This window comes from Streptomyces sp. CC0208, from assembly GCF_003443735.1.
Classification (GTDB): domain Bacteria; phylum Actinomycetota; class Actinomycetes; order Streptomycetales; family Streptomycetaceae; genus Streptomyces; species Streptomyces sviceus.
In genome coordinates, this window is the sequence record NZ_CP031969.1 from 778,613 (window position 1) to 791,590 (window position 12,978).

Genomic DNA, 12,978 nt, shown 5'->3' on the forward strand with positions numbered 1-12,978 from the left:
CCGGGCGGGTGCCGCAGATCATGAACCGTCACGCGGCACTGTCACGCCGCGTCGAGACGTCGCTCGGGCCGTTCGGCAGCACCGCGCCGAGTGCGGGACCGGGCGCCGCCGCGGATCAGCCGCAGGTGACGTCCTCTGGCGTGACGCGGCGCCGACGACCTGGCCGACAATCGGTCCTCGATACGGTCCATGGCGTACAGCAGCGCCCCTAAGGCGGGCAGCAGCGACACAGCGACGGCGATCACAACGAGGGTTCCCTCCCGGCGACAACATGCAGCCGGGTGCCCGCCGGCGGCCGCTCAAGGCCCCCGAACCGGAAACTTCCCGCGCCCTCACCGCCCCCGATGGGCGGTGAGAGGGAGCGGCCCACGGGATCCCTCACGTTCAACCGCCTTCCCTCAAACCTTACTTCATCTCTTGACGTAAGTGGTCCATACCTTTAGGTTCCGGGTCAGCCAGACACCTCGCGACACCCCCACCCCCCATGAAGGGCTCTGCGCATGCACACCCTCGCGCGCCTCCGCAGATCCGGCGCCGCCACCCTCGCCACCGTGGCCGCCGCGTCCGCACTGACCACCCTGTCCACCCCGGCCGAGGCCGCCGCCACCGCGCTCCCCACCGGCTTTTCGACTGTCATGAACGCGGCAAGCGGTCGGTGTCTGGACGCCAGGTCGGCCGGCACCGCCAACGGCACCGTCGTCCAGCAGTACGCGTGCAACGGCAGCACGGCCCAGCAGTGGAGTTTCACCGCCACGAGCGACGGTTACGTCCGCATCGACAACCGCAACAACTCCAGCCAGGTCGTGGACGTGGCCGACGTCTCCACCGCCGACAACGCGCCCGTGCATTTGTGGGCCTACGGCGGCGGCGCCAACCAGCAGTGGCTGCCCGTCCACGACGGCGGCGGCGCCTACCACTTCGTCAACCGCAACAGCGGCAAGTGCCTGGACGACCCGGGCGCCTCGACCGCCGACAGCGTGCAGTTCGTGCAGTACACCTGCAACGGCAGCGCGGCCCAGCGCTTCCAGGTGGTCCCCGTGACCCAGTCCGCCACCAACCCCGACCTCGGCCCCAACGTCGTCGTCTTCGACCCGTCGATGTCGTCCTCGACGATCCAGTCGAGGCTGAACTCGATCTTCCAGCAGCAGGAGACCAACCAGTTCGGCGCCCAGCGCTACGCCGTCCTGTTCAAGCCCGGCTCCTACAACGCGGACGCCAACGTCGGCTTCTACACCCAGGTCTCGGGGCTGGGCCTGACTCCGGACGCGGTCACGATCAACGGTGCGGTGCACGCCGAGGCCGACTGGTTCCAGGGCAACGCGACCCAGAACTTCTGGCGCGGGGCCGAGAACCTGTCCGTCAACCCCACCGGCGGCGGCGACCGTTGGGCGGTCTCCCAGGCGGCGGCCTACCGCCGGATGCATCTGCGCGGCGACCTCGCCCTGGACGACAACGGCTGGTCCAGCGGCGGTCTGCTCGCCGACACGAAGATCGACGGGCAGGTCAACTCCGGCAGCCAGCAACAGTGGCTGACCCGCAACTCCCAGCTCGGCAGCTGGACCGGCTCGAACTGGAACATGGTCTTCGTCGGCAGTCAGGGCGTCCCCGGCACCACCTTCCCCAACCCGCCCCACACCACGGTCGCGCAGTCCCCGGTCAGCCGGGAGAAGCCCTTCCTGTACGTCGACGCCGACGGCGCCTACAAGGTGTTCGTGCCGTCGGTGCGGACCAACTCCACGGGCACCAGCTGGGCGAACGGCTCCCCGCCCGGCGGTTCCCTGGCGCTGGACACCTTCTACGTCGTCAAGCCGGGTGCGAGTGCCTCGGACATCAACGCGGCGCTGGCGGCGGGCAAGAACCTCCTGGTCACGCCGGGCGTGTACCACCTGAACCAGACGCTCCAGGTGACCCGCCCCGACACCGTCGTCCTCGGCCTGGGCCTCGCCACGTTCGTGCCGGACAACGGCGTCACCGCGATGAAGGTCGCCGACGTCGACGGCGTGAAGGTCGCGGGCGTTCTCTTCGACGCGGGCACCACCAACTCGCCCACGCTGATGGAGGTCGGGCCGGCCGGATCCTCCGCCTCCCACGCCGCGAACCCGACCTCCCTGCACGACGTGTACTTCCGCGTCGGCGGCGCGGGCGTCGGCAAGGCGACCACCAGCCTCGTGATCAACAGCGACAACGTCATCGGCGACCACATGTGGATCTGGCGCGCCGACCACGGCAGCGGCGTCGGCTGGACCACCAACACCGCGGACACGGGCCTGGTCGTCAACGGCGACAACGTCACGGCGTACGGGCTGTTCGTCGAGCACTACCAGAAGTACCAGACCGTCTGGAACGGCAACGGCGGCCGCACGTACTTCTACCAGAACGAGATGCCCTACGACCCGCCCAACCAGGCGGCCTGGACGAACGGTTCGACGCAGGGTTACGCGGCCTACAAGGTCGCCGACTCCGTGACCAGCCACCAGGCCTACGGCCTCGGCAGCTACTGCTACTTCAACGTGAACCCGGGAGTTGTCGCGGAACGAGCCATCGAGGCGCCGAACACGTCCGGTGTGCGCTTCCAGAGCATGGTGACCGTCTCCCTCGGCGGCACCGGCACCATCCGGCACGTCGTCAACGGCACCGGTGGCCCGTCCAACTCCTCGACCAACGTCGCGAACCTGACCAGCTACCCGTAGAGCTCCGCCCTTCGGCCGCCCCTCCTCCTCACCGGGGGGCGGCCTCCCATACCCCCCCTCAAGGAGCGCACTCTCCCATGTCCCTTTCCCTGCGCAGAGGCCGCCTCGCGGTCTTCGCCGTCCTTGCCGCCGTACTCACCGCCCTGCTCACGGTGACACCCGCGCACGCCGCCTCCGGCACGATCACCGGCCTCGCCGGAAAGTGCGTCGACGTGGCGGGAGCGAGCACCGCGAACGGCACGGCCGTTCAGCTCTACGACTGCAACGGCACCGGCGCCCAGATCTGGTCCAACCCCGGTGACGGGACCCTGCGCGCGCTCGGCAAGTGTCTGGACATCGCCGACCGCGGTACCGCCGACGGGGCGGCCGTACAACTGTGGGACTGCTCGGGCGGCGCCAACCAGCAGTGGGTGGTCTCCGGCGCCCGCGACATCGTCAACCCGGCCGCGAACAAGTGCCTGGACGTCCGGGACAACAACAGCGCCAACGGCACCCGACTCCAGATCTGGACCTGTTCCGGTACGGCCAACCAGAAGTGGAACGCGCCCGCGAGCGGCGGCGGGAGCACACCGTCCGGATTCGTCGTCACCGAGGCGCAGTTCAACCAGATGTTCCCGAACCGGAACTCCTTCTACACCTACAGCGGTCTGGTCGCGGCGCTGAGCGCCTACCCCGGCTTCGCCACCACCGGCAGCGACACGGTCAGGAAGCAGGAGGCCGCTGCCTTCCTTGCCAACGTGAACCATGAGACCGGGGGGTTGGTGTACGTCGTCGAGCAGAACACCGCCAACTACCCGACCTACTGCGACTGGAACCAGCCGTACGGCTGCCCGGCGGGGCAGGCGGCATACTACGGTCGCGGCCCGATCCAGCTGTCCTGGAACTTCAACTACAAGGCTGCGGGAGACGCGTTGGGGATCGACCTGCTCAACAACCCCTGGCTGGTGCAGAACGACTCCGCGGTCGCCTGGAAGACCGGCCTCTGGTACTGGAACACCCAGTCCGGGCCCGGCACCATGACACCGCACAACGCCATGGTCAACCAGGCCGGCTTCGGTCAGACGATCCGCAGCATCAACGGTTCCCTGGAGTGCGACGGGCGCAACCCGGCCCAGGTGCAGAGCCGCGTGGACGCCTACAACCGCTTCACGTCGATCCTCGGGGTCGCTCCCGGCGGCAACCTCTACTGCTGAACGGGGGTACGACATGCGCACGTTGAGATCCCTGACCACGGCTCTGGGCGCCGCCCTGGCACTCGTCGTGGCGATCCCCGCGACCGCCCACGCGAACGTCCTGACCTTGCTCCCCCAGAACGCCGACGGCCTGGAGCAGACCTTCTCCCCCGCCTACGACTACGACCGCGACGGCTGTTACGCCACCGCCGCGATCGGCGCCGACGGCACGCTCAACCCCGGGCTGAAGCTCGGCGGAGACGTCAACGGCAAGTGCCACGACTACGCCCAACTCGCCAACGCCAACACCTACTCGCGGGCGAAGTGCAACAACGGCTGGTGTGCCGTGATGTACGCCAGTTACTTCGAGAAGGACCAGGCGACTCTCGGTCCGGCGGCCATCGGGCACACCCACGACTGGGAGCACGTCGTGGTGTGGGTCTCCGGCGACCAGGTGCAGTACGTGTCGGTGTCCCAGCACTCCGGCTACCAGGTGGCAGCCCGCTCGGCGGTGCGGTTCGACGGCACCCACCCGAAGATCGTCTACCACAAGGACGGTGTCTCGACGCACTGCTTCCGGTTCGCGAGCGGCAACGACGAGCCGCCGGAGAACGCCACCGGCGGCTGGTTCTTCCCGCGGCTCGTCGGCTGGAACGGCTATCCCGCCGGGTACCGCGAGAGGCTCATGGGCGCCGATTTCGGCTCCGCCACCCTCAAGCTCGACGACGGCGACTTCCAGTACGCCCTCGACCGTGCCAAGCCGTCAGGGATCCCCTTCGACCCGAACGCCTGAGTCGAGCGGCGCCGGCATGCACCGTTACCAGGCCGCACTCCAACTCGCAGGCATCCTCATCTGGAGCCGACGCTGACCAATGAGGCGGGAGGAGTACGCGCGGTCGGCCTCCGGGCTGTCATGGCAGATGCAGCCGGACAGGACCCCGGCTCGGATCTGCACCCGGGCCGGATGAGAGCCGGGCTGCGCGTCTATCTGCGCGCGGCGGTATCGCTGGGGATGTCGGACAGGAGGATGCGGGCCGTGATGCGCTTGCCGACCGGCTCCTGCTCGATGAACAGGTCTTCGGTGACGGCCTTGACGATCTCCAGGCCGTGCTGGCCGATCCTGCCGGGATCAGCGGCCCGCGCCGCAGGCACGGCGGGATCGCTGTCCCACACGACGACGTCCACGGCATGGGCGTTGATGCGCAGTTCCATCAGGACGGGGCCGGGGGCGTGCTTGAGGGCGTTGGTGACGAGCTCACTGACCACCAGCTGAGTGAGCTCCCTGGCCCGTGCGGGCACGGGCAGATGATGATCGACTTGTGCCTGGTCCAGGAAGGCGACGGCGTGGTGGCGGGCGTCGGCGATGCAGCCGGCGTCTCCTTGCAGGGCGTAGCCGGCGCGCACGAAGTGCTCGTCCGACCCGGTACAGCCGTCACCGTCGGCATGGGATCCCACGTCTCGCCCTCACTCCCCCTTGACACGCGCCAGTACCCCCCACGCCATCATGCATGTCACAGCAGTGCCGATCAGCACGGCCATCTGGGTGCATCCCACCATGGCCGTGGGGCAGAATCGGCTGCGCACGGGGCAAACCTGAGCGCAGTCGAGGAGACAGTGACCGACAACCAGAAGGCCGACCGGCCGCGCCGGCTCTCCGTCGAGCGCGAAGTGATCGACGGAGTTCGCGTCGTGACCGTGCGGGGCGAGATCGACCACGACGTCAAGGGCGTCCTCACTGAGGCCCTGCTGAGCGAGGACGGCGCGGTGCCGCCGCCACGCATCGTGGCGGACCTCAGCGGTGTGACCTTCATGGACTCCAGCGGCATCAACGTCTTCGTCGCCGCCTACCAGCAGGTGAGCGGAGCGCAGGGCTGGCTTCGCATAGCCGGCGCCCAGGACTCCGTCCTGCGCGTCCTGCAGATGGTCGGCGTCGACACTCTCATCCCTTGCCACGCCACCATCGAGCAGGCCCTGCACACCTGACCGCTCCACTCGGGCTCCCGGGCTTCCCCTCGCTGCGAGCGCCGCTGCACCACAGCGCCCAGGCGATCAGAGCTTCCGTGACCGAATCCAGCTCGATGTTGGTGCGCCGGGAGACCTCGCGCAGCACCGCGAGCCCGGCAGCCGACGGTAGCCGGTGGGCCATGGGGTGTCGGGAGGGGCTCTTCGCCGACCATGGACGGCGAAGAGCCCGAGAGGCTGTCTCCCCAACCTCTCCCCTGTCGAGTCGCCCTTACCTCCCCACTCACACTCGGGAATGCGGACGTGGCTCGGGTGCGGGCTGGGGGCAAGGCCGCCGCCGGAGTCGGGATACACCCAGGTGGGACCACTCCACGTGCTATTTCCCGGAGTCGTATCCGTATGGCCCGTACCCTTCGTGGTGTCCACGGCGTCACATAGCGGGCGCAGAACCACTGGAGGCAATACCTCGTGCTGATCGCTCAGCGTCCGTCCCTGACCGAAGAGGTCGTCGACGAGTTCCGCTCCCGGTTCGTGATCGAGCCGCTGGAGCCGGGCTTCGGTTACACCCTCGGCAACTCCCTGCGCCGTACCCTCCTGTCGTCGATTCCCGGTGCCGCTGTCACCAGCATCCGCATCGACGGCGTCCTGCACGAGTTCACCACCGTGCCGGGCGTCAAGGAGGACGTCACCGACCTGATCCTCAACATCAAGCAGCTGGTCGTCTCCTCGGAGCACGACGAGCCGGTCGTGATGTACCTGCGCAAGCAGGGCCCGGGTCTGGTCACCGCCGCCGACATCGCGCCCCCGGCCGGTGTCGAGGTGCACAACCCCGACCTCGTCCTCGCCACGCTCAACGGCAAGGGCAAGCTGGAGATGGAGCTCACGGTCGAGCGTGGCCGCGGTTACGTCTCCGCCGTGCAGAACAAGCAGGTGGGCCAGGAGATCGGCCGTATCCCGGTCGACTCCATCTACAGCCCGGTGCTCAAGGTCACGTACAAGGTCGAGGCGACCCGTGTCGAGCAGCGCACCGACTTCGACAAGCTGATCGTCGACGTCGAGACCAAGCAGGCCATGCGACCCCGTGACGCCATGGCCTCCGCCGGCAAGACCCTGGTCGAGCTGTTCGGTCTCGCCCGCGAGCTGAACATCGACGCCGAGGGCATCGACATGGGCCCGTCCCCCACGGACGCCGCCCTTGCCGCCGACCTGGTCATGCCGATCGAGGACCTCGACCTCACCGTACGTTCGTACAACTGCCTCAAGCGCGAGGGCGTCCACTCCGTGGGGGAGCTCGTCGCCCGCTCCGAGGCCGACCTGCTCGACATCCGCAACTTCGGCGCGAAGTCCATCGACGAGGTCAAGGAAAAACTCGCCGGCCTGGGCCTGGGCCTCAAGGACAGCCCGCCCGGATTCGACCCGACCGCCGCCGCCGCACCCGAGGCGGACGCCGGTTTCGTGGAGACCGAGCAGTACTGAACGCCGCGCCGCGCCGGTCACTGAGACGCCTCGCGGACGGGGACAGGAGAACCTCCACGCTGCTTCCCGTCCGCGGGGCGACCTCGACGGCATCGCCGAAGAGCACCGCCCGAGCTCACCGCGGGCCTTAACACAGCCTGCCCCACCGTGCACGACATGCGCACTACACCATTCGGCTCCATCCTGAGAAGCGGCACCATCGGCTCCACAGGCCGACCACCCCTCGGGAGGTCCTGTGATTCTGCTCGCTCTGCTCGTGCCCGCCCTGATGATGGCCCTTCTCTTCGGCATGGACGCTCTCGAGAATCTCCTCTTCCCACGCTCCGCAGCGGCAGACGAGGTGCGGACCCCAGCCGGCGACGTACCAACGCGCCTGCCCTGACAGCGGCACGCGATGGGGCCGCGCGCGAACTGGTCGATCCTCGCGCCCCCACACGCAGCTGCTGAGACTTCGGTTGCCCACCCCGGCGAGGTCGGCGTTCCGGGGAGGCCGCATACTCGGTGATCGTCTGCCGGCGCCGAGTGCGGCGGCCGGAATCGATGTGCCGATCGCGGGAAGCAGAAGGACTCATGGGGGACATGCGGGAAACGAACGTGCCGGCCGTACCGGAAGAAGTGAGCAGCCCGGCGCTGCGCGCTCACCCGACCAGCGGCGTGGCGCAGTGGCTGCTGCGCCACCGGGTGCAGCCGGTGGGTCCGGCGGCAGGCAAGGACCACTCCGAGTCGCACGCCTGGTGGAAGGTGATGTGCCTGACGGGGGTGGACTACTTCTCCAGCCTGGCCTATGTTCCGGCGATCGCGGCTCTCGCGGCCGGGGCGGTGTCGCCCTTGGCGACGCTGCTGATCGTGGCGCTGACTCTGGTGGGGATGCTGCCGATGTATCGCCGTGTGGCTCGGGAGAGCCCGCACGGGGCCGGGTCGGTGGCCATGCTGGAGGATCTCCTGCCGTTTTGGTGGGGCAAGCTGTTCGTACTGGTTCTGCTCGGGTTCGTTGCCACTTCGTGGATCATCACGATCACCCTGTCGACGGCGGACGCCTCCGTGCACGTGGTGGAGAACCCGTTCTTCCCGCACGCCCTGCACGGTCACCAGGTCGCCCTCACGGTGACGCTGTTGCTCCTGCTGGGAGGGGTCTTCCTCCTCGGGTTCAGCGAAGCGGTCAAGGTGGCCATTCCGCTGGTGGGTGTCTTCCTGGCGCTCAACGCGGTCGTCATCGCCATCGGTGTGGTGGATGTCTTCAGTACACCCGGGGCGTTCTCGGCCTGGACGCACGCGTTGGGCGAGGGCGGTGGCGGCTTCGGCCATCTGGCGGAGCCCGCGCTGCTGGCATTCCCCCTGCTTGTGCTGGGCCTTTCGGGCTTCGAGACCGGGGTGAGCATGATGCCGCTCGTGGCCACCGACGACGGCGACGACGAGGAGCGGCTGCAGTCGCGTATCCGTCACACCCGCAAGCTGCTGACCACGGCCGCGCTCATCATGAGCGTCTACCTGATGTCCGCGAGCTTCGTGACCACCGTCCTCATTCCGCACAAGGAGTTCGAGCCGGGCGGCGCGGCCAGCGGCAGGGCCCTTGCCTGGCTGGCGCACGAGCACGTCGGCGAGGCATTCGGCACCGTCTACGACATCAGCACCATCCTGATCCTGTGGTTCGCGGGGGCGTCAGCGATGGCCGGACTGATCAACATCGTTCCCCGGTATCTGCCCGACTACGGCATGGCTCCGGAATGGGGGCGCGCGGTGCGCCCCGTCGTGATCGTCTACACGGCTCTGTGCGTCGTCATCACCATCGCGTTCGACGCCGACGTCGACGCGCAGGCCGGCGCCTACGCCACCGGCATCCTGGCCATGATGGTCTCCGGCGCCTTCGCCGTCACCGTCTCTGTCCTACGGAGCAGGCGGCGCGTGGCCGGTACGGGCTTCGCGCTGCTCACCGGGGTGTTGTTCTACGCGCTGGTGGCCAACATCGTCGACAAGCCCGACGGCATCGCCATCTCCGGCGCGTTCATCGCCGGCATCATCGCCGTGTCGCTGATCTCCCGGGTCTCTCGCACCACCGAACTGCGCGCCGACCGCATCGTCTTCGACGCGGACGCCCGCCGGTTCATCACCGACACCCTCGCCCACGACAATGCCATCAACATCATCGCCAACCGGCGCCAGGCCGGGGACGGCGCCGAGTACTCGGCGAAGGAACGAGAACAGCGCGGCACCAATCCGGTGCCCGGCCCGGCCGATGTGATGTTCCTGGAGATCGATGTGGTCGACCCGTCCGACTTCAGCGAAACCCTCACCGTCCGCGGCGTCGAGGTCGACGGCCACCGGATCCTGCGTGCCGAGGCCCCGGCCGCCCCGAATGCCATTGCCGCGATCCTGCTCGCCCTGCGTGACGCCACCGGTGTCCGCCCGCACTGCTACTTCGCCTGGTCCGAAGGAAGCCCTCTGCGGCACATGTTCCGCTACTTCCTCCTCGGCCGCGGCGACACCGCTCCGGTCACCCGCGAGATCATCCGGAGCAACGAGCCCGACCCGGACCGGCGCCCCGGCATCCACGTCGGCGGCTGACCACCGGGGCACGCTCCCACCGGAAAGGCCGTCCGCGTCGGCTTGCGGGCGGTACGGGCCCCGGTGGCGAGCTGCTCCCCGTGTGTGCGCGGGCGGAGGCGACGGCCGAGGCACCGACACGGGCCGCGACGCCGTCCGAGGAGAAGGCGAAACCGGCGGGGACGCCCACGACGGCCCGAACGCCGAGTCTGGCCACGCCTATCACGGATGGGGACGGTCCTGCCGGACGCGACGCAAGTCCGGCCCCCCTGCCCGGCGCCTCCCATGAGGCAGACGGCACGTTGATTTGATCTTCGTTTTGTCGCGTAACTCCATCAGCTCTTCGACACGAGCTCCTTGAGCGCGATGTTGAGTTCGAGGACGTTCACCCGGGGCTCACCGATGAAGCCCAGGGTGCGGCTCTCGGTGTGATCCTCGACCAGCTTCTCCACCCGGGACACGGAGAGGCCGTTCTTCTGGGCGATCCGGTGGACCTGGATGTCCGCGTACTGCGGGGAGATGTCCGGGTCCAGGCCGGAACCGGAGGAGGTCACCGCGTCGGCGGGTACGTCGGACGGCTTCACGGTGTAGCCGTTCACCGAGTTGTCCTTGACGACCGCGGCCTTGGCGGCCTTCACCCAGTCGATCAGGTCCTTGTTGTCGGCGGACCGGTTGGTCGCGCCGGACAGGAGCAGCTTGTACTGGGTGTTGACGCTGTTGGTGCCCAGGCCGTGCTGCGGGCGCCCCTGGAACCACTTGAGGTCGGGCGCCGGGGTCTCCTGACCCTTCTTCAGCGGCAGGTCGTACGACTGCCCGATCAGGGACGAGCCGACGACCTTGCCGTCCGCCTTGATCTCGCTGCCGTTGGCCTGGTCGCTGAACAGCCCCTGGGCGATACCGGTCACCACCAGCGGGTAGATGACACCGGTCACCAGGGTCAGCACAAGGAGGGCACGCAGCCCCGCCCAGAGCAACCGGACGGTGTTGGTTACGGAGTTGTTCATGGCCTTCAGCCGATCCCGGGGATGAGGGAGATGAGCAGGTCGATGATCTTGATACCGATGAAGGGCGCGACCAGTCCGCCCAGGCCGTAGATCCCGAGATTGCGACGGAGCATCCTGTCCGCGCTCACCGGGCGGTACTGCACGCCCCGCAGGGCGAGCGGGACCAGCGCGATGATGATCAGCGCGTTGAAGATGACCGCGGACAGGATCGCCGAGTCCGGTGAGGACAGACCCATGATGTTGAGCTTGTCCAGGCCCGGGTAGACCGCCGCGAACAGCGCCGGGATGATCGCGAAGTACTTCGCCACGTCGTTGGCGATGGAGAACGTGGTCAACGCGCCCCGAGTGATGAGGAGTTGCTTGCCGATCTCCACGATCTCGATCAGCTTGGTCGGGTCGGAGTCGAGGTCGACCATGTTGCCGGCCTCCTTGGCGGCCGACGTCCCCGTGTTCATCGCGACGCCGACGTCCGCCTGCGCCAGTGCCGGGGCGTCGTTGGTACCGTCACCGGTCATCGCTACGAGCTTGCCGCCGGCCTGTTCCCGCCTGATGAGGGCCATCTTGTCCTCGGGGGTGGCCTCCGCGAGGAAGTCGTCGACGCCGGCCTCCTCGGCGATCGCCTTGGCCGTCAGCGGGTTGTCACCCGTGATCATGACGGTCCTGATGCCCATGCGGCGCAGCTCGTCGAACCGCTCCCGCATGCCCTCCTTGACGACGTCCTTGAGGTGGATGACGCCCAACACGCGTGCGCCTTCGGTGTCTTCGACGGCCACGAGCAGCGGAGTGCCGCCCGCCTCGGAGATCCGGTCGGTGAGCGGGCCGGCGTCCTCGGACACCTCGCCGCCCTGCTCCCGGACCCAGGCGACGACCGAACCGGCCGCCCCCTTGCGGACCTTCCTGCCGTCGACGTCCACACCCGACATCCGGGTCTGCGCGGTGAACGCGATCCACTCCGCGCCGGTCAGCTCGCCCTGGTGGCGCTCGCGCAGTCCGTATCTCTCCTTCGCCAGGACGACCACGGAGCGGCCCTCGGGCGTCTCGTCGGCCAGTGACGACAGCTGGGCTGCGTCGGCGAGATCGGCCTCCGTCGTCCCGCTCACCGGCACGAACTCGGACGCCTGCCGGTTGCCCAGGGTGATGGTGCCGGTCTTGTCGAGCAGCAGCGTCGACACGTCACCGGCCGCCTCGACCGCCCGGCCGGACATGGCCAGCACATTGCGCTGTACCAGCCGGTCCATGCCCGCGATGCCGATCGCGGAGAGGAGAGCACCGATCGTGGTCGGGATGAGGCAGACCAGCAGCGCCACCAGCACGACCATCGTCAGGGGCGTACCCGCGTAGTCCGCGAACGGCGGCAGGGTCGCCACCGCCAGCAGGAACACGATCGTCAGCGAGGCCAGCAGGATGTTCAGGGCGATCTCGTTCGGCGTCTTCTGCCGGGCCGCACCCTCGACGAGATTGATCATCCGGTCGATGAAGGTCTCGCCCGGCTTCGTCGTGATCTTGATGACGACGCGGTCGGACAGCACCTTCGTACCGCCGGTGACGGCCGAGCGGTCGCCGCCGGACTCCCGGATGACCGGTGCCGACTCACCGGTGATGGCGGACTCGTCGACCGACGCGACGCCTTCGACGACGTCACCGTCGCCAGGGATGATGTCGCCGGCCTCGCAGACGACCAGGTCGCCGATCTTCAACTCGGTGCCCGAGACGCGCTCTTCGGAGTCCGCGACGAGACGTCGGGCCACCGTGCCGGTCTTGGCCTTGCGCAGGGTGTCCGCCTGCGCCTTGCCACGACCCTCGGCAACCGCCTCCGCCAGATTGGCGAAGACGACGGTCAGCCACAGCCAGGCGCTGATCGCCCAGCCGAACCAGTCGCCCGGGTCCTTGAACGAGAACACGGTGGTCAGCACCGAGCCGATCCACACCACGAACATCACGGGCGACTTGACCAGCACTCGCGGGTCGAGCTTGCGGAATGCGTCCGGCAGCGACCTGAGCAGCTGCTTGGCGTCGAAGAGGCCCGCTCCCACGCGGCCCTCGGCGGGCTTGTGCCCAGCGGGTACGTCACTGTGCGGCGCCCGGGTCGGAGTGGCTGTGGACATCTCTTCGCCTTCGGTACGAGGGATCTTT

9 protein-coding genes are annotated in these 12,978 nt (G+C 68.5%); 6 read left to right on the top strand and 3 right to left on the bottom strand.

Going from position 1 to position 12,978, the window contains the following annotated elements; genetic code table 11:
• Positions 1-500 precede the first annotated feature (500 nt).
• The 3 genes from D1369_RS03620 to D1369_RS03630 all read left to right on the top strand — a co-directional run bounded on the left by D1369_RS03620 (position 501) and on the right by D1369_RS03630 (position 4,655).
• A complete protein-coding gene (locus D1369_RS03620; protein ID WP_118082252.1) occupies positions 501-2,690 on the top strand; it encodes an RICIN domain-containing protein in 2,190 nt (729 codons plus the stop codon).
• A 77-nt stretch (positions 2,691-2,767) separates the two neighbouring features.
• Positions 2,768-3,883, top strand: coding sequence for a chitinase (locus tag D1369_RS03625; protein ID WP_007386503.1), 1,116 nt, complete (start codon positions 2,768-2,770; stop codon positions 3,881-3,883).
• A gap of 13 nt (positions 3,884-3,896) precedes the next feature.
• Positions 3,897-4,655 (top strand): NPP1 family protein, encoded by a 759-nt coding sequence (locus tag D1369_RS03630; protein WP_007386502.1) that lies wholly within the window; start codon positions 3,897-3,899, stop codon positions 4,653-4,655.
• Between the two features lie 191 nt (positions 4,656-4,846).
• Here D1369_RS03630 and D1369_RS03635 read toward each other — a convergent pair whose 3' ends face one another.
• A complete protein-coding gene (locus tag D1369_RS03635) occupies positions 4,847-5,317 on the bottom strand; it encodes an ATP-binding protein (protein ID WP_007386501.1) in 471 nt (156 codons plus the stop codon).
• A gap of 159 nt (positions 5,318-5,476) precedes the next feature.
• Between D1369_RS03635 and D1369_RS03640 the strand changes: the two genes are divergently transcribed.
• The 3 genes from D1369_RS03640 to D1369_RS03650 all read left to right on the top strand — a co-directional run bounded on the left by D1369_RS03640 (position 5,477) and on the right by D1369_RS03650 (position 9,862).
• Complete coding sequence (locus D1369_RS03640; protein WP_037902281.1) at positions 5,477-5,845, top strand: STAS domain-containing protein; 369 nt, start codon at positions 5,477-5,479, stop codon at positions 5,843-5,845.
• A gap of 447 nt (positions 5,846-6,292) precedes the next feature.
• Positions 6,293-7,300 (top strand): DNA-directed RNA polymerase subunit alpha, encoded by a 1,008-nt coding sequence (locus tag D1369_RS03645; RefSeq protein WP_007386499.1) that lies wholly within the window; start codon positions 6,293-6,295, stop codon positions 7,298-7,300.
• Between the two features lie 579 nt (positions 7,301-7,879).
• A complete protein-coding gene (locus D1369_RS03650; RefSeq protein WP_007386498.1) occupies positions 7,880-9,862 on the top strand; it encodes a hypothetical protein in 1,983 nt (660 codons plus the stop codon).
• A 314-nt stretch (positions 9,863-10,176) separates the two neighbouring features.
• On the opposite strand, the gene D1369_RS03655 is transcribed toward D1369_RS03650, so the two are convergent.
• Complete coding sequence (locus tag D1369_RS03655) at positions 10,177-10,845, bottom strand: potassium-transporting ATPase subunit C (protein WP_007386497.1); 669 nt, start codon at positions 10,843-10,845, stop codon at positions 10,177-10,179.
• A 5-nt stretch (positions 10,846-10,850) separates the two neighbouring features.
• Positions 10,851-12,950, bottom strand: coding sequence for a potassium-transporting ATPase subunit KdpB (gene kdpB / locus D1369_RS03660; protein WP_037902274.1), 2,100 nt, complete (start codon positions 12,948-12,950; stop codon positions 10,851-10,853).
• Positions 12,951-12,978 lie beyond the last annotated feature (28 nt).